Source organism: Afipia sp. GW821-FHT14H12, assembly GCF_058803465.1.
In genome coordinates this window covers 143210-167221 of record NZ_JBXAOZ010000004.1, presented here as the reverse complement: position 1 = coordinate 167221, position 24012 = coordinate 143210, and the positions used below count along the sequence as shown (strand labels likewise).

The window sequence follows — 24012 nt, the reverse complement described above, 5'->3', positions numbered from 1 at the left end:
CTTCAGGAGGCCTCCATGGCTACGGAAAATACAAATAATTCAATGGCAAAGATCGCCCTGATCACCGGCGGCAGCCGCGGGCTTGGCCACAACACCGCGTTGAGCCTCGCCCGCAAGGGCGTGGACGTCGCCATCACCTATCACTCAAATCAGGCAGAGGCCGACGCCACCGTTGCCGCCATCAAGGCACTCGGCCGCAACGCCGCAGCACTTCAGCTCGACACCGGCGCGATCAAGACCTTCCCGGATTTCGCCGCGCGGCTGAAAACCAGCCTCAAGGACAATTGGGGCGCGGCGCAGTTTGATTACCTCGTGAACAACGCCGGCATCGGCATCAACAAGCCGTTCGCGGACACCACCGAGGCCGATTTCGACCGGCTGATGAACATCAACCTGAAGGGCGTCTATTTCCTGACCCAGACGCTGCTGCCGCTGATCGCCGATGGCGGACGCATTATCAATCTCTCCAGCGGCCTTGCCCGCTTCAGCCTGCCCGGCTTTTCCGCCTATGGCGCGACCAAGGGCGCAATCGAAGTGCTGACGCACTACCTCGCCAAGGAACTCGGTCCGCGCCGCATTACCGCCAATACGGTTGCGCCCGGCGCCATCGAAACCGATTTCGGCGGCGGTCATGTGCGAGACAACGCCGAAGCCAACCGCCAAGTCGCGAGCGCGACGCCCCTCGGCCGCGCAGGCCTGCCCGACGATATCGGCCCGATGATCGCTGCGCTGCTGTCAGACGATAATCGCTGGATCAACGGCCAGCGTATCGAAGTCTCCGGCGGCATCTTCGTCTGATCGCGAGCGGCGGGCGCTCGGCAAAAATGCATAGGGGGTCTTCCGGGCGCTATGCCTGTTCTGTTCCGGCCGAACATGCGAGAAAATTGTTCTCCATGTCACGCCGGAACAGCCATGACAGCGATCACTAGCGAAGCTCACGACGACCATAGAGTCCGCTCCAATGTGGCGCGGCTGGCCGTCGCCCAGGCGCTGACCGGTGCGAACACTGCCGTGATCTTCGCCACCGGCTCGATCGTCGGGGCCGCGATCGCACCCAATATGTCGCTGGCGACACTACCGCTGTCGATCTACGTGGTTGGCATGGCGGTGGGCACGCTGCCGACCGGATGGATATCGCGCACCTATGGCCGCCGCATCGCCTTTCTGATTGGCGCAGGTTTCGGCGCGCTCTGCGGTGCGCTGGCGGCGATCGCCATCATTCTGAAATCATTCCCGCTGTTCTGCATCGCCACTTTCTGCGGCGGTCTTTATGCCTCCGTTGCGCTTTCCTATCGCTTCGCGGCCGCCGACGGCGCGCGCGAAGCTTTCCGTCCGAAGGCGATCTCATGGGTGCTCGCGGGCGGCATCTTCGCGGGCGTGCTCGGCCCGCAGCTTGTGCAATGGACGATGGATTTCTGGGCACCGCATCTGTTCGCGGCGAGTTTCGTGGTGCAGGCCGTCGTCGCGCTGGTGGCAATGGCAGTGCTCTCCACCGTGCATGCGCCGCGCCCGCACGCTGCCGATCTTCATCGCGGGCGGCCGCTGTCTGCCATCATCGGCCAGCGCGACTTCATCGCCGCGGCGCTGTGCGGCACCGTCGCCTACACCATGATGAATCTGGTGATGACCTCGGCGCCACTGGCGATGCGGCTGTGCGGATTGCCGATCAGCGATTCAAACTTCGGCATTCAGTGGCACATCGTGGCGATGTACGGGCCGAGCTTCTTCACAGGTTCCCTGATCGCGCGTTTCGGCGCGCCAGTGATCGTGGCGATTGGACTCGCACTTGAGGCGACAGCGGCCGCCATCGGCATGTCAGGCATTACGCCGATGCATTTCTGGGCGATGCTGATCGTGCTCGGGCTGGGGTGGAATTTCGGCTTCATCGGTGCATCCGCGCTGGTGGTGCAGACCCACCGGCCCGAGGAACGCAACAAGGTGCAGGCGTTCAACGACTTTCTGGTGTTCGGGATGATGGCGATCGGCTCGTTCGCCTCGGGCCAACTGCTTGCCGATTTCGGCTGGACCGTCGTCAATGCAGTGGTGTTTCCGCCAGTCGCGGTGGCGCTGATCTGCCTCGCCGTTGCTCATTTCATGCGCCGCCGCACGCCTGCGCTTTAAGCAGACTTAGCCCATCCCGAAGAACATCAGCGTCTTGCGGGTGTATTCCTCGGCGTAATCCACGATCTTGTCGGAGCCCTCGCGCGCGCCGGCTTCGTCATTCTCCGCGATCCGGCGCGCCACGAAGGCATGCAGCGTGCAGACGCGCTGCAAATCGCCGAACTGCTTGAAATGCACGTACCAGAACCGCCGGGTCTGCGCCTCGATCGGCGTGATCGCCTGGGCTGCATATTTATTGCGCGCGGTCGCCACGACCAGCGAATTGAATTCGCGGTCGGCCTCCACAAAGATGTGGCCGTCATTGGTGGCGGCTGATTTCTCGAACATCAAAGCCAGCTCACGGAACCGCTTGCGCTCGGCATCGCCCGCGAAACGCGCCGCACGGCCCGCCAGCACGTTCTCGATGCCCTTGCGGACCTCGATCATCGCAAGCTGATCGACCAGATCGATCTCCGACACAAACGCACCGGAGCGCGGCACGATCTTCACCGTGCCCTCGAACGACAGCCGCTGCAGCGCCTCGCGGATCGGCGTGCGGCCGATGCCGAGCTTGGCGCTCAACGATGCCTCGGAAATGCGTGAACCGGGCGGCAGTTCGTGCGTGACGATCATCGCCTCGATCAGGCGATAGGCGATACGCGACTGCGGCTCGTCGTCGTTGTCGGAGACATCGGGAAGACTGCTGGGACGATTCATGGGCTGCATCATAAGTGCGCACGCTCACCGCTGGTGAAAAAGATCGACGGGACATCGCGGGCGCGAATCCCGCCGGGCGAACTATATCGGCCCCGGCAGGAATCGCGGCCGCCGGTTTCAGCCCGTCTCCGGGTGCACGATTAGGACTTCTCCGACCAACGTTCAACGCCGCGTCACGCCGCACTGGCCTGCTTCCTGCTTGAAAGCCTGTGGACGTCTGCCGGGTCTCCCCAAGACCCGGCCCAAAGGAGCCTTGTTTGCTGTTGCGGATGTCGGTTAAGATCGTATACAACTGACATACCAGAAACATAACAACAAACAAGACGCCGGCGGAAACGACCTATTCACAACAAAGGGAGCGGTAAAATGACGACTACGAATGCATCGGCTGCAACGTCACCATCCTCGCGATGGTATCAGTTGATCCTCGGCCTGATCGCGATGATGGCGATCTCCAGCCCTCAATATGTCTGGGCGCTGTTCACAGGCCCGCTTCGGGAAAAATTCAACGCGCCGCTGGCGGAAATCCAGGTCACGTTTTCGCTGCTCATCATGCTGCAGACCTTCCTGTCGCCTGCACAGGGTTACCTCGTCGACCGCTTCGGCCCGCGCGTGCTGCTGTCGCTCGGCGCCGCCCTCACCGGCCTGAGCTGGGTTCTCGCCGCCAATGCCACCAGCGTGTTCGCGCTTTACATCACCTATGGCGTACTCGGCGGCATCGGCACCGGCATCATCTATGTCGGCGTCGTCGGCATGATGGTGCAGTGGTTTCCTGACAAGCGCGGCCTGGCTGCGGGCCTCGTCGCGGCGGGCTACGGCTTCGGCGCGATCCTGACCACCTTCCCGATCTCCAACAGCCTCAACGCGAGCGGCCTGTCGCACACGCTGACCCTGTACGGCATCATCTTCGGCATCGTCGGCATTCTTGCCGCACTCGGCATGCGCCGTCCCGACAAGAACATGCCGCACGTCGCCGCCGATGCGACAGCGCACGGGCTCGTGCAGGAAACCCGCGACTATGAGCCGCGCGAAATGCTGCGGACTCCGATCTTCTGGCTGATGTTCGTCATGATGACGATGATGTCCACCTCGGGCCTCATGGTGATCTCGCAGATGGGCGCCTTCGCCAAGGATTTCGGCGTCAAGGACGCACTGGTGTTCGGCCTCGCGGCGCTGCCGCTGGCGCTGACGATCGACCGTTTCACCAACGGCCTGACCCGTCCGTTCTTCGGCTGGGTGTCGGACAAGATCGGCCGCGAGAACACCATGCTGATCGCGTTCGGCATCGAAGGTATCGCGATGACGATCTGGCTGCTCTTTGCCCATCATCCGCTGACCTTCGTGCTGTTGTCGGGCGTGGTGTTCTTCGGCTGGGGCGAAATCTTCTCGCTGTTCCCCTCGACCCTCACCGACACGTTCGGCACCAAGAACGCCACCACCAATTACGGCTTCCTGTACATCGCGCAGGGTGTCGGTTCGGTGCTCGGCGGCCCGCTGGCGGCCGAACTGCACGAGATCACCGCATCGTGGAATGTGGTGTTCGGCGTCGTAATCGCGATGAACTTCCTCACCGCGTTCCTGGCCATCGCCGTTCTCAAGCCGATGCGCGCCAACCATCGCAAGCAGAATGCGACAAATGCCGCACTGGCGGCGCGGGGTAGCGCGGCCTAACAAGTATCCGCCGGGGCGCTCAATGCGCCCCGGCCCTTCTTTCACCCGAAGAATATCGAGTTCAAAGATGCTCCAGACTGTTCGCTCCACCCGCGGCATGGCCGTGGCTCCTCACGCACTGGCAGCGCAGGCCGCCGTCGATATCCTGCGCGCAGGCGGCAACGCCATCGAGGCGATGATCGCGGCAGCCTCCACCATCGCGGTGGTCTATCCCCACATGAACAGCATCGGCGGCGACGGTTTCTGGACGATTTCGTGCCCCGGCAAGCCCGTGGTTGCCATTGAGGCCTGCGGCGCGGCGGCTGGCAGCATTTCCAGCGACTACTACACCGCGAAAGGCTTCGCGAAGATTCCATCGCGCGGACCTGACTCAGCCAACACGGTCGCCGGCACCATCGGCGGCTGGCAGGCTGCACTCGACATCAGCAAGGAATGGGGTGGCCGCCTGCCGCTCGGGCGCCTCCTGGAAAACGCGATCTTCTACGCCGAGGACGGCATCGCCGTGACGCGCTCGCAAAGCGTCACCACCACCAAGAAGCTCGGCGAGTTGCAGGCCATTCCAGGTTTCGCCGAAACCTTTCTCGTCAATGGCAAGGTCCCGCAGGCCGGCGATCGGATGCGGCTGGCCCAGCTCGGCAAGACGCTGCGCGCACTGGCCGATGACGGCCTCGACAGCTTCTATCGTGGCCGCCTTGCCGCGAGCATCGCCAAGGAACTGAAAGCACTCGGCAGCCCGGTGTCGGCAGAGGATCTCGCAAAGTATCGTGCGACCGTCCGCAAGCCGCTCGAACTCCAACACAGCCTCGGCCAGATCTACAACATGACGCCGCCGACGCAGGGCCTCGTCTCGCTCATCATCCTCGGCCTGCTCGACCGCCTCGACATCAACCGGTTCGGGCCGGAAAGCGCGGAATACATCCATTGCGTGGTGGAGGCGACCAAGCAGGCCTTCATGATCCGCGATAGCCACATCACCGACCTCGACTTCATGGACGCCGATCCGCAGTCGTTCCTCGCGCCGGATCATCTCGACAAGCTGACCACCGCGATCCGGATGGACAAGGCGCTGCCGTGGGGTCAGGGTAAGGGCCCCGCCGACACCGTATGGATGGGCGTGATCGATGGCGAAGGCCGCGCGGTCTCCTTCATCCAGAGCATCTATCACGAATACGGCAGCGGCATCGTGCTGTCGGAGACCGGCCTCAACTGGCAGAACCGCGGCTGCTCGTTCTCGCTCGATCCGCAGCACATCAACGCGCTCGCCCCGAACAAGAAGCCGTTCCACACGCTCAACCCCGCGCTCGCGCGTCTGAACGATGGCCGCGTCATGGTCTACGGCACGATGGGCGGCGACGGCCAGCCGCAGACCCAGGCTGCCGTGTTCACACGCTACGCCGTCTACAATCAGACCATGCAGGCCGCGATCACCGCGCCGCGCTGGCTGCTCGGTCGCACATGGGGCGACGACACCGACAGCCTGAAGCTGGAGGGCCGCTTTCCGGAAGAAACCCGCCGCAAGCTCGAAGCGCTCGGCCACGAGGTCGAGATGGTCGAGGACTTCGACGAGATCGTCGGCCATGCCGGCGGCATCGCGCGTTTCGCCAATGGCGTGCTCGAAGGCGGCAGCGATCCGCGCAGCAACGGCGGCGTCGCAGGCTTCTGACAAGGCTCATTCGCAGGGCGCAGCGCGCGGCTGTGCCCTGCGAACGCGCGGCGAAGCAATCCGGGTGTCTCCTACCCCATCCGGATTGCTTCGCCCGCAACGACAATTTGCTATTTCGTGTCCCGCGGACGCACCACGCCCCAGCCAATCCGCAAGGGCTCCAGCCGCCCCTCGATCAGACGATCGAACGTTCGCGGCACTTCAGCGACAAGACCGGGAAACGTTTTCGCGATCGCCTCCGGCGGCGCGCCGACCGTGTCGTGTGCGCGCCAGACGACAAGACCGCCGCCGGTGTTGATGGTGGCTGCGTCAACCCACGGCGTCTTGCCGTAAAGGCCCGAGAACAACACCTGCGGCCGCGAGGTCGCGCCGAGTCCGATCAGCGATGCGATCTCCGGATCTCCGGCGACAGCGGAGAGCGGGCGATTGGTCCGCAGCTTGTAATTGTCGGCGAAGAATTTCCCCATTGCGCGCGCGGGCAGCGAGGTCTGCGTCTCTGTTGCGTCGGTCCATGGCTGCACGAACACCGCCACCAGAACCACAATCACGGGCACGGCCATGGCCAACAGCCAGATCGTGCGCAGCACCTGCTGGCGGCGCAGATAAATCAGGTCGCCTCCCAGGATGACGGCGAGAAGGCCGATCAGCATCAGGGCCACGCCATCGCCCCCCGCGACATGATCGAGGCCGAACACCGGCGACGCGAGTACGAACAGCAGGGGCGGCAGAGCGCCGAAGAACACGATGAACTGACGCGCCAATGGCTCGACCGGCGGACGGAAAATCGCGGGCGCATTCTCGCCTTTCGGCTCGAAGATGCGCGCGTTCGCGACGATCAGCGCGACAACACCGAGCGCCGATAGCAGCAGCGCGCCGAACAGTTCACCCGACTGGCGCGCATAGACTTCGATCGACGTGAATTTGGGATGCGGCAAGGGAGCGCCACTGCGCGCCCGCCAGATCATGTAGGGCAGCGCGATGACGGCAATCACCAGTGCGCCGAACAATGGATCGATCGAGCGCAACGCCGCGCGGCCGCGCGCCGTGGCGAGCGCAAAGACCACGAGCAGAGCCAACAGCACCGGAGCCATCGCGGTGGTGAGGAACAACAACCCGATCTCGATCGACAGTGCAAACCACGCGCCGCGTTGCCGCTCTCCGATCACCCGCCAAGCATGCAGGAGCGTCAGTGCCCAGAGCGGCCGCGCCAAAACATCGGGGCCGAATTCCAGCCCCGGAAAACTGAAGGCCGCAATAGCCAGCGTCAGCAGCGCCGCAAGCACGCCCTGCTGCGCGCCGACCAGCGCACGTGCGAGCGCGAACACCGCCCCCATCATCACCACGAAGCAAATCTGCGCCAGCAGATACACGCCGAAAGCGTAACCGCCGACGGCACGGAATGCGATGTCCGCGAGCCAGAATGACAACGGCGGGCCGAGCGTGGTGCCGACCTGATATTCGCGGCCGAACGCCAGCACGGTGGGCACATCGGCGGGGGGACTGAGATAGAGAGCCGTTGGCACGATCAGCCACAACAGCGCGAGCGCGAGCACGGCGCTCCAGAAAATCCATCGCGGCTTGGCGCGGACGAGTTCGACGATCAGGGAGGTAAAGCGCATCGCGCGGACGAACCGGGGCGGGAGGGCAAAAAGACCGTTCAGCGCTTGATAAAGGCCGGCGTCCGATCAGGCAACCTGAACGGCCGCCTCCTCCGCCACGATCACGACTTCCGTCGCTTCAAGCTGGGACAGGTCGGGCGGAACGGCCGCGCCATTGAGCCTGGCATGCGCCGCCGCCACGGGCGCGAAATACCGCCGGTGGTGCGGCGTCGGACCATGCAGCTCCAGCGCGGCCAGATGCTGGGGCACGCCGTAGCCCATGTGCGAATCGAAGCCGTATTCGGGATGCACCCGAGCCAACCGGCACATCAGGCGGTCGCGCGTCACCTTCGCCACGATCGAGGCCGCACCGATCGACAGCAGCAGTCCATCGCCGCCGATTACCGGCTCACAGCCGCACGGTACATCGATCCTGTCGCGGCCATCGACGAACACATGACGCGGCGCTTGCGGCAGCCCCTGCACCGCGCGCGCCAGCGCCCACAGCGAGGCGCGCAGGATATTGTCGCGGTCGATCCGCCATGGCGGCGCGGCGGCGACCGATACCATCGCGGTCGCGCAGATTTCCTCGAACAGCGCCTCGCGCGCTTCCACGGTGAGGCGCTTGGAATCGTCGATGCCCTTCGGGATGCGGTCGGGATCGAGGATCACGGCGGCGGCGACCACCGGCCCCGCGAGCGGCCCCCGCCCGACCTCGTCGCAACCCGCCACCGGCCAGATGCCCTGCTTCAGGAGCGCGCGCTCGCGGCGGAAGCTCGGACGCGTTGCGGCCGTGACCTTCGCAGGCTTCGCGGCGGCTTTCTCATTTGCTGGGGGGTTGGTCCGACTCATGGCCGGACACTGAAACGAACGGGCGACTCCGGCAAGCCGGAACCTTCCGGATGTGCCCGTTATTCAACGCCAGGCTGCCCGTTCAAAACAGATCGAGTTGCTCTCCGCCTTTCGGCGGCTGCACGAAATGCGAGGTGGAGAGTTTCACCCGCTTGCGGTTGAGCCCCAGCCGTTCGCAGGCGATCTCGAAGCGGCGGCCGATCATCCATGCCATCGGCCCGGTGCCCTTCATCCGCGTGCCCCATTGCGAATCATAATCCTTGCCGCCGCGCATGTCGCGGATCAGCGTGAAGACGTGACGGTAACGGTCCGGGTAATTCGCAATCAGCCACTCGCGGAACAGGTCGCGCACCTCGAGCGGCAGGCGCAGCAGCGTGTAGTTCGCCTCCTTCACGCCGGCATGGGCGGCGGCATCGAGAATGCGCTCCATTTCGGAATCGTTGAGCGCGGGAATAAGCGGCGCGGTCATCACCACGGTCGGAATGCCCGCGGCGGAGAGTTGCCGCAACGCTTCCAGTCGCTTCGGCGGCGTCGAGGCCCGCGGCTCCATGGTGCGCGCGAGTTTCGGATCGAGCGAGGTCACCGAGATCGCCACCTTGGCGAGATTGCGCTCCGCCATCCGCGAAAGAATGTCGATATCGCGCGTCACCAGCGCCGATTTGGTGACGATGCCGACCGGATGACCGGTTCTTTCCAGCACCTCAAGAATACCGCGCATGATTTTGTGTTCACGCTCGATCGGCTGGTAGGGATCGGTGTTGGTGCCGATCGCCATGGTGCGCGGCTCGTAGCCCGAGGCCGTCAGCTCCTTTTCCAGAAGCGCGGGGGCATCCGGCTTCATGAACAGTTTGCTTTCGAAATCGAGGCCCGGCGACAGGCCGAGATAGGCATGGGTCGGCCGCGCGAAGCAGTACACGCAGCCGTGCTCGCAGCCGCGATAGGGATTGATCGAACGGTCGAAGCCGATGTCAGGCGAGTCGTTGCGCGAGATCACCTTGCGGGCGGTGTCGATCCCGACGCTGGTCTTGAACGGCGGCAGTTCGTCGAGGCTCTGCCAGCCGTCGTCGAATGCGGCGCGCGCCTCGGTTTCATATCGTCCGCTGGCGTTGGTCTGCGCGCCCCGGCCGCGGCGGCGCGCGGCGTCGATGGCAACGCCGATCTCGGCGAAGTCGGAGACAGCCCCTGCCGGGACGGGTGACGGGGAAGGAATCTGCGCAGCTTGCGAGGTTCTGGTCATGCCCCGAAGATAAGCTGCCTTCAGAACAAAACAAGAACATTTTTATGGCATCCCCAGCGGACCTCGCGCACCCACCCAGCGTTGTCGGCCCAGCGGGACATTGATTAAGGAGGATTCGATGAAGACATATTTCTTGGCGGCGGCGGCAATCGGCCTGGCGGCAGCGGGCCTCACCTCGGCAGGCGTCACGCCCGCGAAGGCCGGCACGGTCTGCCTGACCGATCAGGACAGCCCCAGCACCTATCGTTCGTGCGAGTTTTACAGCTTCCGCGCCTGCCGGGCGTCGTCTCGCGGTGTCGGCGGCTCGTGCGTGCGCAACCCGCGCGGCGATGACGGCGAGTATGGCTACATCGAAGGCCCATCGGTGGAGTTCGGTTCGGCCTATAATCGCTACGATGGTCCGATCTATCATCGCGGCTATTACGGACCCGGCTATCGCTGGTGAATTTTCAGCCGGCTGATCTTTTTGAAGGGGCGGAGCGATATATCGTTCCGCCCCTTTTTCGTGTGCTGCCACCCCTCACGCCTGCATATCGATCGTGGCGTTTATCTCCGCGAAATCGGTAGCCCCACCTATTGACGCAAGAGAAGCCAGGCATCCGCACGGGTTGTGTAACCCGTTTTGGGTATTCTCCCAGCGGAGCTTTCACAGAGCGGCCGCGTTACAGGCGGGGTATTTTTCACGAGGAGGATTCGATGAAGACGTATCTTCTGACAGCAGCAGCCCTCGGCTTGGCGGCAGCGAGCGTCACCACATTGGGCAGTACGCCTGCCAAGGCTGGCACGGTTTGTGTGACAGACAGCGACAGCCCGGTGGCCTCATGCGACTTCTATTCCTACGCCGCCTGCCAGGCGTACGCGCTCGGGGCTGGCGGCTCCTGTATGAACAACCCGTACGGCGATGATGGCCGCTACGGCTATATCGCAGGCCCGGCGTCCGAGCTCGGCATGGCCTATAATCGCTACAACGGTCCGATCTATCGCCGCGGCTACACACCCGGCCGCTGGTAGGCCTTGAGATATTAGAAGCAGACGAAGCAGAATATCTGCTTCGCCTGTCTCATATGATCTATCCCGCGATGAGCCCTGCATGGGACGGGGTTCTTTAGCTGTACACAAAATGCTAAATGCATCGCCGTTCCTTTTGACGGTGGAGCCGCGCCCCGATGATCAGCATCGTGATCCCGACACAGGGCAATGAGTCCGAGACGGTCGCCACGCTCTCGGCGCTGGTGCCGGGCTCGGCCGCGGGCATGGTGCGCGACGTCGTGCTGGTCGACCGCGGAGGCGCTGGCGACATCGCGCGCGTCGCCGATGTCGCGGGCTGCCGCTTTCTCACGTTCGATGGCTCGCGCGCCGATGCAATCGCGGCGGGCGTCAAACTCACACGCGGCTCCTGGCTGATGTTCCTGCATGCGGGCGCGGTGCTCGAATCCGGCTGGATCGACGAGACCGCGCAGTTCATCGAAAACGTCGGCGTCAGCGGTCGCCGCCGTGCCGGTGTTTTCCGCTACGCACGCTCGCCCTATGCCGAAGGCGGTGTCACGCATGCCATGCGGCAGATCGCCCGCGCAGTCACAGGCCCTTCCGCCAATCAGGGATTGTTGATCGCGCGTGACCATTACGACCAGCTCGGCGGTTACGCGCCGGGCGCACGCAGCGCGGAATCGAAACTGCTGTCGAAGATCGGCCGCTCGGGCCGCGCGATCTTGCGCACGCGGATTTTCGTGCCCGCTTGAGTTACTTCGCCTGCGCCTTGCCGCGCTTCAGATGCTCGTCGAGACGCGGCATGATCTCCACAAAGTTGCATGGCCGCGTGCGGTAATCGAGCTGATGCGCGAGGATGCCATCCCAGCCGTCGCGGCAGGCGCCCGGTGATCCTGGCAACGCGAAGATGAATGTCGTGCCCGCAACACCGGCGGTCGCACGGCTCTGGATCGTGGACGTTCCGATCTTGGCATGACTGAGCATATGAAAGGCGATGGAGAATCCATCCATCCGCTTGTCGAACAGTGGTTCGACCGCCTCCGGCGTCACGTCGCGCCCGGTGAAGCCGGTGCCGCCCGTCGTCACCACCACATCGACGCCATCGTCCGCGATCCAGCGTTTCAACTGCGCCTGAATCTTTTCAACGTCGTCGGTAACGATCTCGCGCGCGGCGAGATGATGCCCCGCAGCCTGGATCCGGTCCGCCAGCGTCGTGCCTGACTTGTCGTCGGCAAGCGAACGCGAATCCGAAATCGTCAGCACCGCGATGTTGAGCGGAATGAATGGCTTCGACTGATCAAGGCTCGTCATCTCAAAGCGAGCCCGCGCCGAAAGTATTGCACGCCGCCACGCTGCCTTGCTGGTAGCCGGTCATGAACCAGCGCTTGCGCTGTTCGGCCGAGCCATGCGTGAACGAATCCGGCACCACGCGGCCCTGCATCTTCCGTTGCAGCGTATCGTCGCCGATCGCCGACGCCGTGCGCAGCGCGCCGTCGATGTCGCCCGGCTCGATGAAGCCCGGCCGCTTCTTCTCCTCGCGATTGACCCAGACGCCGGAAAGGCAATCCGCCTGCAACTCGACCTTGACCTGGATCGCATTGGCCTCCGCCTTGCTGCCCGCCTGCTGTTGCAGCGCGTGCGCCTTGTCGAGGATGCCGAGCAGGTTCTGGATGTGATGGCCCGCCTCATGCGCGATGATGTAGGCAGCGGTGAACTTGCAGGCGCTCCCCTGACAGCCACCGAATTTCGTCTCGATCTCGCGGAAGAAGCCGGTATCGAGGAAAATCTGCCGGTCGGGCGGACAATAGAACGGCCCCATCGCCGATTGCGCCATGCCGCAGCGGCCGCCATTGGTGGCGTTGCGGAACAGGACGATGCGCGGACCCTTGTAGGTTCGGCCACTGGCCGAGAAGATTTCGTCCCAGCGATCGTCGACCTCGCCGAGCACGCCGGCGATCATGCTGCCCATCTCGTCGGTCGGTGCACCACGCTTGGCTTGCGAGGACGGCCGGTCGCTCTGATAGCTTGGCGCCCCTCCGCCGCCAGTGAGGATTTCCGCGCCGCCGATCAGAATGCGCGGGTCGATGCCGACCGCCCAGCCGATCAGGCCGAGAACAACCACCGTGCCGATGCCAAGGCGGCCGCCTCCGCCCATCGGGAACCCGAAGCCCCCGCCTCCGCCGCCAAAACCGCCACCGCTGTCATCGCGCCGGTCGTCGATATCGTCGCTGCGGCGGAAATCGTCATAACGCATCGGTTTCTCCTCGGGGCCTTACATCTTCATAACGGCCGGCGGCGGGAATCGCCTGCTGCATGATGCAACAGGGACTGCGCTCGGGCGCGGATTTTAACGCCCCCGGCAATTCTTGCCTAGTCAAACGAAACAGGTCAGTCGTGCACTGGCCTACTGGAATACACCGCTCGCGCGCGATCATCCCGCACAGCGTGGCGTCGTTCATTCTCTTTCGTTCGCGGCACACGATGGAATCGATTTCGATCCCACGACAATGAAATGATTTTTGCGGCAACGAAAGATGTTCGCAGTTAAGTCGATTTTTACCTTGGACATTCATGGTGATGACAAGTCGGATTTGTTGGTCCCGCGTCGCCGACTGCGTCGCCTGAGTCAGGTTTTGAGTCATGGTTGTGTCGCGTCGCGGGGCGTCTGCAAAGGCGCCCCGCACTAATTTTGAAACCTCGCCATCCTCGCGCATCGTCATCGGCGATTGCGTCGCGGAGATGACGAAACTGCCTGCGAGCTCCGTTGATTTGGTGTTCGCCGATCCTCCTTACAATCTGCAGCTCAAGGGCGAATTGAAGCGCCCTGACGAGTCGCATGTAGATGCCGTGAACAACGACTGGGACAAGTTCTCGTCGTTCGCAGCCTATGACGATTTCACGCGCGCATGGCTGCTGGCCGCGCGCCGCGCCATGAAGCCGTCTGCAACAATCTGGGTGATCGGCTCCTATCACAACATCTTCCGCGTCGGCGCGATCATGCAGGATCTGGGCTTCTGGATTCTCAACGACATCGTGTGGCGCAAGACCAACCCGATGCCGAACTTCCGCGGCCGCCGTTTCACCAACGCGCACGAGACCATGATCTGGGCGGCGCGCGATGAATCGACGAAATACACCTTCAACTACGATGCACTGAAGGCCGCCAACGAGGACGTGCAGGCACGTTCCGACTGGCTGATCCCGCTGTGCACCGGTGACGAGCGCCTCAAGGGCAAGGATGGCAAGAAAGTGCATCCGACGCAGAAGCCGGAAGGCCTGCTCGCGCGCGTGCTGCTGTCGTCATCAAAACCCGGCGACCTCGTGATCGATCCGTTCAACGGCACCGGCACCACCGGCGCGGTCGCAAAACGCCTTGGCCGCAGCTATATCGGCTTCGAGCGCGACAAGACCTACGCTGCGGCGGCCGAAAAACGCATCGCCGCCGTCGAGCCGCTACCGGAAGCGACGCTTGCCCCGTTCCTGACCGCGCGCGATGCCCCGCGCGTGGCCTTCTCCGAATTGATCGAGCGCGGCATGATCTCGCCGGGCGCCAAGCTCGTGGACTCGAAGAAGAAACATGCCGCTCTGGTGCGCGCCGACGGCGCCATCATGCTCGGCGACAAGGTCGGCTCGATCCATCGCATGGGCGCGGTGGCGCAGGGCTCGGAAGCCTGCAACGGCTGGTCGTTCTGGCACGTCGAGACCAAGAAGGGCCTGCGCCTGATCGATGAACTGCGCGCCGAAATCCGCCGCGAGATGCAGACGGCCTAAGCCGCAAACAATCGTGAAAACGAAAAACGGACGCCTCGCGGCGTCCGTTTTCATTTGGCCTTCGTGGACAGAGGCCTCAGGCCTTCTGCTCGGCCAGCACCTTCTGCACCGCCGGACGCTCCTTCATGCGCTCGCGATGCGCCGTGATCTTCGGAAATTCCGCAAGATCGACGCCATCATTCTTCGCCCAGCTTGAGACCGTGAACAGGTACGGGTCGCAGACGGTGTAGCTCTCGCCCATCACCCACGGCCCGCGCAGCATCTTGCTCTCGATCATGGCCATGCCGGCGCGCATGTTCTCCGGCACCTTGCGTCTCATGTCCTCGAACGACGTCTCCTCGCTCGCCCAGCGCGCGCCGCGCATCTTGTGTGAGTGGGAAATGTGCACGCCCGAGCACAGATAGCTGTTAAATGCCTGCACCTGCGCGAAAGCGAACGCATCGCTCAGGGGTGCAAGATTCGCCTTGGGAAAGCTCTGCGCGATGAAAGCGAGAATGGCGGGCGTCTCGGTCAGCACGCCCTGATCCGTCACCAGCGCGGGCACCCGGCCCTTGGGATTGATCGCAAGATAGTCCGGTGAGTTCTGCTGGTTGGCCTTCATGTCGATACGGTCGGTCGTGTAATCCGCACCAGCTTCTTCAAGGGCGATGTGAGAGGCCAGCGCGCACGTTCCAACCCCGTAGTAAAGTTTGAGCATCTTCATTTCTCTCCCAGTCCGTGCGCAATCACCTTGCGCATCACGTTCGGCAACGCCTCGTCTTTGAGCGTCGCGATTTTCACCCAGCGCATTCCATGCGGCGCTTTGGTTCGCGACGCTACTTTGCCCACATAAACGGACAACTCCAATGGAAAGTGCGTGAACACATGCGTCACAGTCCCGGTCTTGCGGTGCCAGCGCGCAAGACCTTTCACGGCGGGGGCCTGAGCACGCGCAATCGTCTCATCATGTGCGACAAGCCAGTCCGAACCCGGCACTTCGGTCATGCCGCCGAGCAGACCTTTTTCGGGCCGCGTGCGCACCAGCACCTCATCGCCACGCATGACGATAAACGCAGCACCTCGCCGCAACGCGCCGGTCTTCTTCGGCGCCTTGCGCGGAAATGTCTCCTGCTCGCCGCGAATGCGCGCGAGACAATTATCGTTCAGCGGACATAGCGCGCAGGCTGGCTTCTTCGGCGTGCAGATCGTGGCGCCGAGATCCATCAGCGCCTGCGCGGAATCGCCCGCGCGCGAGGTGCCGAGCAGCGTCGTCGCCAGCCGCTGAATCTCGGGCTTAGCTTTTGGCAGTTCATCTTCCACTGCATAAAGTCGCGACACCACGCGCTCGATGTTGCCGTCGACCGGCATGGTCTGCCGCCCGAACGCGATCGCCGCAATCGCTGCCGCCGTATAGGGGCCGATGCCGGGCAGTTCGCGCAGCCCTTCTTCGCTGTCGGGAAATGCGCCGCCATGCTCGCGCGCCACCGCCACAGCACAGGCGTAAAGATTGCGTGCCCGCGAATAGTAGCCGAGCCCCGCCCACATCCGCAGCACATCATCAAGGGACGCCGCCGCCATGTGGGTGACGTTTGGCCAGCGGTCGATGAATTTCAGAAAGTATGGGCCGACCGCCTTCACGGTGGTCTGCTGCAACATGATCTCCGACAGCCACACCCGGTAGGGATCGGGTGTCTCTCCCGGCAGCGCACGCCATGGCAGCACCCGGCGATGACGATCGTACCAACGCAGCAGCAGTTCCGCGCGCGGCACGGATTTCTCCGGACCGGATGCCGTGACTTTGTTTCGCCGCGCCGCACCTGATAAGGTCATCAGACTTCTTAGGCACCCTAGGCAATCATGAGCAAGCCCGGCCCGCTCACCTCCAAGCCGTTATCCGCGCTTCTCGCGGGCATCTTCAACGATGCCTTCAAGCGGCAGGGCTTTGCCTCGCGCGAGTTGGTGACGCGCTGGAGCGAGATCGTCGGCCGCGACATCGCCGCCTATGCCGAGCCTTTGAAAATCCAGTGGCAGCGTCCCATCGAAGGCCAGCCGGAAATCCCGGCCACGCTGATCCTGCGCGTGGAAGGGCCGCGCGCGCTGGAAATCCAGCATTCCTCGACCGTCATTCTGGAACGGGTGAATCGCTTCTTCGGCTGGAATGCGGTCGGCAAGATCGCGCTCCGGCAGGCGCCGCTCGTCCACCGGGAAAAGCGAAAGACCAAAAAGCCGCCCAGCGAGGCAGCCGTGGCCGAGGAGGCCCGCGATCTGGAGGCCGTGGACGACGACGATCTGCGCACCGCGATCGCGCGGCTCGGCGCCTCGATCAAGCGAAATTGACGCCTTCCAAGCGGGCGTGATGCCCCCGGCATTGCCACAATTGCGGTTTCAAGCTAGCAGACAACCCTCATCCGCGCGGCTGCCGCGCAACGCCAATCCGGAGTTTCCAGCGATGATTACGCGCCGTACCTTCAATACCGCTCTGGCTTTCGCAGGCACTGCGGCCGCGATCGGCGTATCGCCCTGGAAACTGATCTCGATGGCCGTCGCACAGGAGCCGGCGCAGATCGCCAAGCCGAGCACGCTCGGCGACATGGCGCTCGGCTCCAAGGACGCACCGGTGACGATCATCGAATACGCCTCGATGACCTGCCCGCATTGCGCGGCGTTCGAGAAGGAAGTCTTCCCGCAGCTCAAGTCGGCCTATATCGACACCGGCAAAGTAAAGTTCATCTTCCGCGAATTCCCGCTCGATCAGGTCGCGCTCGCCGCCTCCGCGCTGGCGCGCTGCGTCGCCAAGGACGATTCGAACAAGTACTTCGCCATTATCAGCATCCTGTTCAACCAGCAGGCCGACCTGCAGACCCAGGCATTCGAGACCATCAACCGCGTCGGCAAGCAGGCCGGTTTCAGCGAGGCGATGATCAAGGCCTGCGTGCAGGACGACCTCACGGTGCAGAAGGGTATCCTCGCCGACCGCGAATACGCCAACAAGACGCTGAAGATCGACTCCACGCCGAGCTTCTTCATCAACGGCAAGCTGGTGAAGGGCGAAACCTCCTTCGACAGCTTCAAGGGCATGATCGACCCGCTGCTCAAGAGCTGAGGTCTTTCCACCCCGGCTCTGGAACCCGCGTCCCCGTGACAGGCGGTATTGAGCCCTTTTGTTCGCTTTTCCTTCTCATGGAACCCGGAAAAGCGCCGTAAAACCGTTGGAAAATCGGCCAGAATCCCCCGGAAACGGGCGCGCAGGCGTTGCCCTGCCCCCGCCCACTGGCCATTGTCCGGCCTGAACGGCGGGTTTGGGCGATTCGCTCCTGCTCCCGGTCGCCGGATGGGAATGACATCCGCAATGGATTTGGTACGGCAGGCCGTTTGTGCGGCCGCCAACAGAGTAAGTCTCGCATGAAACTGACGCGCCTTCGCCTGCATGGATTCAAATCGTTCGTCGAGGCGACCGATTTCCTGATCGAGCCCGGCTTGACCGGCGTTGTCGGCCCGAACGGCTGCGGCAAATCCAATCTGGTCGAAGCGCTGCGCTGGGCGATGGGCGAGACGTCCTACAAGTCGTTGCGCGCCGCCGACATGGACGCGGTGATCTTCTCCGGCTCCGGCAACCGCCCCGCGCGCAACCATGCCGAAGTGGTCATGACGATCGACAATTCGGATCGTTCCGCGCCTTCGTCGATGAACGATTCCGAACTGCTGGAAGTGTCGCGCCGCATCGAGCGTGAAGCAGGCTCGGTCTACCGGATCAACGGCAAGGACGTTCGTGCGCGCGACGTGCAGATTCTGTTCGCCGATGCCGCGACCGGCGCGCGTTCGCCTGCCCTCGTCCATCAGGGCAAGATCGGCGAGATCATTCAGGCCCGTCCCGACCAGCGCCGCCGCGTGCTGGAGGACGCCGCCGGTGTCGCCGGACTTCACGCGCGCCGCCACGAGGCGGAGCTGAGGCTGAAGGCTGCCGAAACCAACCTCACCCGCGTCGAGGACGTGATCGGCCAGCTCGCGAGCCAGATCGACGGCCTGAAGCGGCAGGCGCGGCAGGCGATCCGCTATCGCGAAGTGCAGGCCAAGGTCCGCAAGGCCGAGGCGCTGCTGTTTCATCTGCGCTGGCTGCAAGCCAACGAGGACGTCGCCGAATCCGGCCGCACCCATGATCTTGCCGTGCGCGAGCAGGCCGAGCGTGTTCAGCACCAGGCCGAAGCTGCGCGCATCCAGGCGATCCGCGCCTCCGAACTACCCGCGCTGCGCGAGAACGAAGCCCGCGCCGCCGCCGGTCTGCAACGCCTCACCAACGCGCGCGACATGCTCGACCGCGAGGAGGAGCGCGCCAAGGAGCGCGCCGCCGAGCTTGACCGCCGCCTGACGCAGTTTACCGCCGACATCGAGCGCGAACAGCGCCAGCTCTCCGATGCCGACGTCGCCATGCAACGACTCGATTCCGAGGAAGCAATCCTCAAGGAAGAAATCAAGTCGCGCGTCGAGAAGCGCAGCGGCGCAGACGCCAAGGTGTCGGAAGCCGATGAAGCGCTGGCTGCCGCCGAGCGCACCTTCTCCGAACTCACCACCGCGCTGGCCGATCTCACCGCGCGCCGCCGCCAGTTCGAAAACAATGTCCGCACCCACGCGGAACGCCTCGCGCGCATCGATCAGGAAATCGCCAGCGTCAACCGCGATGTCGAGAAGCTCGATGCCGAGACCGGCAGTCTCGCCAATCTCGAAACGCTTGCGCAGGCGATGAGCGCCGCACAGGAAACCCTCGCGCAGTCTGCCAGCACGGTGCAGACGAGCGAAGCCGCGCAGGTCGCGGCGCGCGCCAAGCTCGATGGCTCGCGCGCACCCGTGGTGGAAGCCGACAAGCGCGTGCAGCGCCTTGAGACCGAAGCCAAGACCATCGCCAAGCTCGTGACCAGCGAAACCAAGAATTTGTGGCCGTCGATCATTGACGGCGTCAGCGTCGCCAAGGGCTACGAGAAGGCGCTGGGTGCCGCGCTCGGTGACGATCTCGATGCGCCGACCGATGCCTCCGCGCCGCTGCGCTGGTCGAACCTCGGCGTGATGGCGGACGATCCTGCGTTGCCGGATGGCGTCGAGGCGCTCGCCACCCACGTCAACGCGCCGCCGGAACTGGCGCGGCGTCTCGCGCAAATCGGCGTCGTCAGCCGCGAGCGTGGAGCGGAGCTTGTCAGCCGGCTGAAGACCGGCCAGCGGCTTGTCTCCACCGAAGGCGATCTGTGGCGCTGGGACGGTTTCATCGCGGGTGCACATGCGCCGACCGGCGCGGCGCGGCGTCTCGCCGAACGCGCGCGTCTTGCCGACATTGAACACGAACTGGAGCAGGCCCGCGCCGACGCCACCGCCAAGCGGCAGGCGCTGGAAGCCGCCGAATCCGAACTAAAGTTTGCCGCCGCCGCCGAATCGGCCGCGCGTGAATCCGCCCGTGCCGCGCAACGCGACGCCGATGCCGCGCGCGAACGTCACGCGAGCGCCGAGCGCGAACTCAATCGCCACGCCGCGCGCCGCTCCGCGCTCGCGGAAGCGCAGACACGTCTTGCCGCCGACCGCACCGAGGCGGACAGCGCCCATAGCGTGGCGACGCAGGCCGTCGCCGAACTGCCAGCAAGCGACGAGACCGAAGCTCAGTTGGCCACCGCGCGCGCCGGGATGGACGAGAAGCGCCAGAGTGCCGCGCAGGTGCGCGCCGAGGCGCAGGCTCTCGCCCGCGAAGCTGAACTGGCCGACCGCCGTGTGCAGGCTATCGCCTCCGAGCGCAACGAGTGGCAGTCCCGCAAGACCAACGCCACTACGCAGATCGCCACCATCGAGGAGCGCACCGCAGAGGTGAAGACCGAGCGCGCGCAGCTCGAGGACGCGCCGGCGCAGTTCGCCGAGAAGCGCCGCGGCATTATCAGCGAAATCGAGACCGCCGAAGCCGCCCGCCGCGAAGCCGCCGATGCGCTTGCAGCCGCCGAAAGCCTGATGGCGGAAACCGACAAGGCCGCCCGCGCCACGCTCGAAGCGTTGTCCGCCGCGCGCGAAGCCACCGCCCGCGCCGAGGAGCGCATGGAGGCGACCCGCCGCCGCCTCGAAGACATCGAGCGCGAAATCCACGACACTCTTGAGGTCGAGCCGCACGCTGTTGCCGCGATGGCCGAAGTGACGCCCGAGACCGAATTGCCGGACATTGCTTCCGCCGAGACCGATGTCGAAAAGCTGCGCCGCGACCGCGACCGGCTCGGCAACGTCAACCTGCTTGCCGAGCAGGAACTGCGCGAGATCGAAACGCAGCACACCGGCCTCACCACCGAGCGCGACGACCTCGTGGAAGCCATCAAGAAGCTGCGCACCGGCATCCAGAGCCTCAACAAGGAAGCCCGCGAGCGCCTGCTGACCTCGTTCGAAACAGTGAACAATCACTTCAAGCGGCTGTTCACCGAACTGTTCGGCGGCGGCCAGGCCGAGCTCCAACTGATCGAGAGCGACGACCCGCTGGAAGCGGGCCTCGAAATCATCGCCAAGCCGCCCGGCAAGAAGCCGCAATCGCTGTCGCTCCTGTCCGGCGGCGAGCAGGCGCTGACGGCGCTGGCGCTGATCTTCGCGGTGTTCCTGACCAACCCGTCGCCGATCTGCGTGCTGGACGAAGTCGACGCACCACTCGACGACCACAATGTCGAGCGGTTCTGCAACCTGCTGCATGAGATGACCGGCTCGACCGAGACGCGCTTCATCATCATCACGCACAACCCGATCACGATGGCGCGCATGAACCGGCTGTTCGGCGTCACCATGGCCGAGCGCGGCGTGTCGCAGCTCGTGTCGGTCGATCTTGACGGCGCGATGAAGGTGCTCGACCAGAACGTGGCATAGCGCGCGGGCGCGGGGATCTAGGATGCAATGCCCGCCTTCGATCTCCCTCCCGACCTGAAAGCCGCACTCGCTGCCAAGGCCGAGGGCTTGTCGCGCGCGGATGCAGCAAGGCGCGCAAGCGCGATCTCGGAGAATTATCGCGGCGGCGGCACCTCCGCGCCGATCCGCACCGAGCGGGATGCACTTGCCTACGCGCTCGCACGGATGCCCGCCACCTACGCCGCGATTTCCGCGAGCCTCCACGCGTTGTGTGAGCAATATCCAGACTTCGCACCCGCAACGCTGCTCGATATCGGCGCGGGGCCCGCAACAGCAAGCTGGGCGGCGGCACAGGCATTCGATTCCCTCACAGGCTTTGCTGCCATCGACGCCAACGCGGCATTGCGCGCGCTGGCCTGCGACATCGTCGCGAACAGCCGCCTCGCATCGATACGCTACGTCGAAAGCGACGTTCTCGCCGGACTCGCGGCGATGGACGCCGCCGATCTCGTGATCGCAAGCTATGTCATCAACGAACTCGGCGACGCAGACCGCGATGCGCTCGCCGATCTGATGTGGCAGAAGACGCGCGACACGCTGCTGGTGGTCGAGCCCGGCACGCCCAAAGGCTATGAACGCATCCTCGCGCTTCGCGCGCGGCTCATCGCGCAAGGCGCGCATATCATCGCGCCCTGCCCGCACAATCGCGCCTGTCCGCTGACGCCGCCTGACTGGTGCCATTTCTCGCAGCGGTTGTCGCGCTCCCGCGCACACAAGCAACTCAAGGGCGCGGAGGTGCCGTTCGAGGACGAGCGATTCATCTATGTGGCGCTGTCGCGTTCACCGCACATGGTAAACACCGCACGCGTGCTGGCGCAGCCGACGCTCAATAAGGTTGCGGTCAACGCCAAGCTCTGCACGAAAGCGGGGCTTTCGTTCATGTCCGTGCCCCGCCGCGACAAATTGGCCTATGCCGCCGCACGGCGGTGGGACTGGGGCGACGCGGTGCCGGACAAGGCAGCGGAATAAACCGGGAGGGGCCGGAGTTTGTCCCTGTGAAGCGCCTGCGTTTCGGATTTCACAGGGAGTACACGTATGAAGACCTCACTCAAGTTCGCCGCCGCCATTGTCATGACCACCGCCTTCGGCTCGCTCGCTTTTGCGCAGACCATGGCTCCGGCCCCGGCCAAGACTGCCGAAAGCTCGAAGGGCAAGATTCTGGTCGATGCCAAGGGCATGACGCTCTACACCTTCGCCAAGGATTCCGCAGGCAAATCAGCCTGCAACGGCCCCTGCGCCGCCAACTGGCCGATCCTCGCCGCTTCCGCGGATGCCAAGGCCTCTGGCGACTGGACCGTCGTGACCCGCGACGACGGCAGCAAGATGTGGGCCTACAAGGGCAAGCCGCTCTACACCTTCAAGCAGGACATGGCCGCTGGCGATGTGAAGGGCGATGGCTTCCTCAATGGTGCCTGGCACGTCGCCAAGCCTTGATCCATTCAAGCCGTAATCCATTCAAGCCATAAACGATTTCGGCCTCTACTCCGCGAGCACAGCGCGGTCTCCCGCTCTCTTCCCCAGGGGGCGGGAGCCTTTTTATCAAGCGCCAGAAGGTGTTGCGGCAGCCTGCCAACAGGCAGCCGCAACCGGCCGTCCATTAAGGAAACCGTGTGAATACGGTTAAGAACGCCTGTAAAGAATTGAATTCTCCGCATTTTCTGCCATGGTCCAAAAAAATGGCTGGGTAGCTGTCACATCGGCGGTCTATCTTGCGCGATAAAGGGACGTGATGGCGAAGCCGGCAGTTATTGTGGTGGGCGCGGACAAGGGCGGGGTCGGCAAGACCACGGTATCGCGCACCGTTCTGGACTATTTCACCGCCAACAACATTCCGACGCGAGCGTTCGACACCGAATCGCCGCGCGGCACGCTGAAGCGTTTTCACCCCCAGGTGACCGAGATCGTCGACGTCACGACGACCTCCGACCAGATGAAGATCTTCGATACGCTCAACACGGCGACCGCGAACGTCACCGTGATCGACGTCCGCGCAGGTCTGATGTCGCCCACCCTCGCCGCCTTGCGCGATATCGGCTTTCTCGATGCCGCCCGCTCCGGCCAGATCACCTTCGCCGTGTTCCATATCCTCGGCCCGTCGATCGCCTCGCTGGACGAGATCGCGGAAACCGCGAGCTTCATGGACGGTGCGAAGTACTTCCTCGTGAAGAACTTCATCAACAACACGAGCTTCTTCGAGTGGGATCAGGCTACCTACAACTCCTACTTCAAGCGCATCAAGAACGCGACCGAGATCACGATTCCGAAGCTCAACGAAATGGCCTATGAGCAGGTCGAAGTCTCCTCGGTTCCCTTCCTGAAATTCGTGGCCAACAAAGGCCCCGCCGACGAAACCGCGAACTATTCCTTCGTGCTGCGCGGCTATGTGCGGCACTGGCTCGGCAACGTCTGGGGCGAGTTCGACCGCATCAAGCTCACCGATATCGTCGGCAGCAAGGACAAGGGCTTTACCCGCCCCTCCGCCGACGAATAAGAACGACAGCCGCGCCAGACCCACGGCTTTCGGCTGGTTT

At 64.0% G+C, this 24012-nt stretch carries 23 protein-coding genes; 14 read left to right on the top strand and 9 right to left on the bottom strand.

Going from position 1 to position 24012, the window contains the following annotated elements:
• The first annotated feature begins 15 nt into the window (after nt 1-15).
• Together AC1RNA_RS16425 and AC1RNA_RS16420 are read left to right on the top strand one after the other, a co-directional pair.
• Nucleotides 16-798, top strand: a complete 783-nt coding sequence (locus AC1RNA_RS16425) for an SDR family NAD(P)-dependent oxidoreductase (RefSeq protein WP_492951774.1) — start codon at nt 16-18, stop codon at nt 796-798.
• 114 nt (nt 799-912) lie between these two features.
• Nucleotides 913-2121 carry an MFS transporter gene (locus tag AC1RNA_RS16420; protein ID WP_009340374.1) on the top strand — a complete coding sequence of 403 codons (1209 nt, stop codon included), beginning with the start codon at nt 913-915 and terminating at the stop codon, nt 2119-2121.
• 6 nt (nt 2122-2127) lie between these two features.
• Here AC1RNA_RS16420 and AC1RNA_RS16415 read toward each other — a convergent pair whose 3' ends face one another.
• The gene (locus AC1RNA_RS16415; RefSeq protein WP_492951773.1) at nt 2128-2817 is read right to left on the bottom strand and encodes a GntR family transcriptional regulator; all 690 of its coding nucleotides are present in this window, start codon (nt 2815-2817) and stop codon (nt 2128-2130) included.
• A gap of 366 nt (nt 2818-3183) precedes the next feature.
• On the opposite strand from AC1RNA_RS16415, the gene oxlT reads away from it, so the two are divergent.
• Entirely contained in the window at nt 3184-4488 is a 1305-nt protein-coding gene (gene oxlT, locus AC1RNA_RS16410) for an oxalate/formate MFS antiporter (RefSeq protein ID WP_492951772.1), read from the top strand.
• A 67-nt stretch (nt 4489-4555) separates the two neighbouring features.
• Entirely contained in the window at nt 4556-6151 is a 1596-nt protein-coding gene (locus AC1RNA_RS16405) for a gamma-glutamyltransferase family protein (RefSeq protein WP_048756721.1), read from the top strand.
• A 110-nt stretch (nt 6152-6261) separates the two neighbouring features.
• Here the strand turns inward: AC1RNA_RS16405 and AC1RNA_RS16400 are convergent, their stop codons facing one another.
• The 3 genes from AC1RNA_RS16400 to AC1RNA_RS16390 form a co-directional block, all read right to left on the bottom strand.
• Nucleotides 6262-7770 carry a glycosyltransferase family 39 protein gene (locus AC1RNA_RS16400; protein WP_492951771.1) on the bottom strand — a complete coding sequence of 503 codons (1509 nt, stop codon included), beginning with the start codon at nt 7768-7770 and terminating at the stop codon, nt 6262-6264.
• 66 nt (nt 7771-7836) lie between these two features.
• A complete protein-coding gene (gene rnhB / locus AC1RNA_RS16395; protein ID WP_492951770.1) occupies nt 7837-8601 on the bottom strand; it encodes a ribonuclease HII in 765 nt (254 codons plus the stop codon).
• Between the two features lie 82 nt (nt 8602-8683).
• A complete protein-coding gene (locus tag AC1RNA_RS16390; RefSeq protein ID WP_009340363.1) occupies nt 8684-9838 on the bottom strand; it encodes a PA0069 family radical SAM protein in 1155 nt (384 codons plus the stop codon).
• Between the two features lie 118 nt (nt 9839-9956).
• Here AC1RNA_RS16390 and AC1RNA_RS16385 point away from each other — a divergent pair, with 118 nt between their 5' ends.
• From AC1RNA_RS16385 to AC1RNA_RS16375, 3 genes are all read left to right on the top strand, one after another.
• The gene (locus tag AC1RNA_RS16385; protein WP_009340362.1) at nt 9957-10283 is read left to right on the top strand and encodes a DUF3551 domain-containing protein; all 327 of its coding nucleotides are present in this window, start codon (nt 9957-9959) and stop codon (nt 10281-10283) included.
• 251 nt (nt 10284-10534) lie between these two features.
• Entirely contained in the window at nt 10535-10849 is a 315-nt protein-coding gene (locus AC1RNA_RS16380) for a DUF3551 domain-containing protein (RefSeq protein WP_492951769.1), read from the top strand.
• A gap of 155 nt (nt 10850-11004) precedes the next feature.
• Nucleotides 11005-11577, top strand: coding sequence for a glycosyltransferase family protein (locus AC1RNA_RS16375; RefSeq protein ID WP_492951768.1), 573 nt, complete (start codon nt 11005-11007; stop codon nt 11575-11577).
• A 1-nt stretch (nt 11578) separates the two neighbouring features.
• On the opposite strand, the gene moaB is transcribed toward AC1RNA_RS16375, so the two are convergent.
• From moaB to AC1RNA_RS16360, 3 genes are read right to left on the bottom strand one after another with little or no spacing between them, the layout of a single operon-like run.
• Nucleotides 11579-12136 carry a molybdenum cofactor biosynthesis protein B gene (gene moaB, locus AC1RNA_RS16370; protein ID WP_009340359.1) on the bottom strand — a complete coding sequence of 186 codons (558 nt, stop codon included), beginning with the start codon at nt 12134-12136 and terminating at the stop codon, nt 11579-11581.
• A gap of 1 nt (nt 12137) precedes the next feature.
• Entirely contained in the window at nt 12138-13079 is a 942-nt protein-coding gene (gene ypfJ / locus AC1RNA_RS16365; protein ID WP_009340358.1) for a KPN_02809 family neutral zinc metallopeptidase, read from the bottom strand.
• Complete coding sequence (locus AC1RNA_RS16360; RefSeq protein WP_492951767.1) at nt 13069-13467, bottom strand: hypothetical protein; 399 nt, start codon at nt 13465-13467, stop codon at nt 13069-13071. Before AC1RNA_RS16360 ends, ypfJ begins: the two co-directional genes overlap by 11 nt.
• On the opposite strand from AC1RNA_RS16360, the gene AC1RNA_RS16355 reads away from it, so the two are divergent.
• Nucleotides 13466-14596 carry a site-specific DNA-methyltransferase gene (locus AC1RNA_RS16355; RefSeq protein ID WP_009340357.1) on the top strand — a complete coding sequence of 377 codons (1131 nt, stop codon included), beginning with the start codon at nt 13466-13468 and terminating at the stop codon, nt 14594-14596. The genes AC1RNA_RS16360 and AC1RNA_RS16355 overlap by 2 nt on opposite strands.
• A 76-nt stretch (nt 14597-14672) precedes the next feature.
• Here AC1RNA_RS16355 and AC1RNA_RS16350 read toward each other — a convergent pair whose 3' ends face one another.
• Together AC1RNA_RS16350 and mutY are read right to left on the bottom strand one after the other, a co-directional pair.
• On the bottom strand, nt 14673-15293 hold the full coding sequence (locus AC1RNA_RS16350; protein WP_009340356.1) for a glutathione S-transferase family protein: 621 nt from the start codon (nt 15291-15293) through the stop codon (nt 14673-14675).
• Nucleotides 15294-15295: 2 nt separating this feature from the next.
• Complete coding sequence (gene mutY / locus AC1RNA_RS16345) at nt 15296-16405, bottom strand: A/G-specific adenine glycosylase (protein ID WP_048756730.1); 1110 nt, start codon at nt 16403-16405, stop codon at nt 15296-15298.
• Nucleotides 16406-16432: 27 nt separating this feature from the next.
• On the opposite strand from mutY, the gene AC1RNA_RS16340 reads away from it, so the two are divergent.
• The 6 genes from AC1RNA_RS16340 (at nt 16433) to AC1RNA_RS16315 (ending at nt 23972) form a co-directional block, all read left to right on the top strand.
• Nucleotides 16433-16912: a DUF721 domain-containing protein gene (locus AC1RNA_RS16340; RefSeq protein WP_048756731.1), complete on the top strand. Its 480-nt coding sequence runs from the start codon at nt 16433-16435 to the stop codon at nt 16910-16912.
• Between the two features lie 112 nt (nt 16913-17024).
• Nucleotides 17025-17678 (top strand): DsbA family protein, encoded by a 654-nt coding sequence (locus AC1RNA_RS16335; RefSeq protein ID WP_009340351.1) that lies wholly within the window; start codon nt 17025-17027, stop codon nt 17676-17678.
• A 299-nt stretch (nt 17679-17977) separates the two neighbouring features.
• Nucleotides 17978-21442 (top strand): chromosome segregation protein SMC, encoded by a 3465-nt coding sequence (gene smc, locus AC1RNA_RS16330; RefSeq protein WP_492951766.1) that lies wholly within the window; start codon nt 17978-17980, stop codon nt 21440-21442.
• Nucleotides 21443-21469: 27 nt separating this feature from the next.
• A complete protein-coding gene (locus tag AC1RNA_RS16325; protein ID WP_492951765.1) occupies nt 21470-22450 on the top strand; it encodes a small ribosomal subunit Rsm22 family protein in 981 nt (326 codons plus the stop codon).
• A 66-nt stretch (nt 22451-22516) separates the two neighbouring features.
• On the top strand, nt 22517-22915 hold the full coding sequence (locus AC1RNA_RS16320; protein ID WP_009340346.1) for a COG4315 family predicted lipoprotein: 399 nt from the start codon (nt 22517-22519) through the stop codon (nt 22913-22915).
• Nucleotides 22916-23210: 295 nt separating this feature from the next.
• Complete coding sequence (locus AC1RNA_RS16315) at nt 23211-23972, top strand: P-loop NTPase family protein (RefSeq protein WP_009340344.1); 762 nt, start codon at nt 23211-23213, stop codon at nt 23970-23972.
• The last annotated feature ends 40 nt before the right edge of the window (nt 23973-24012 follow it).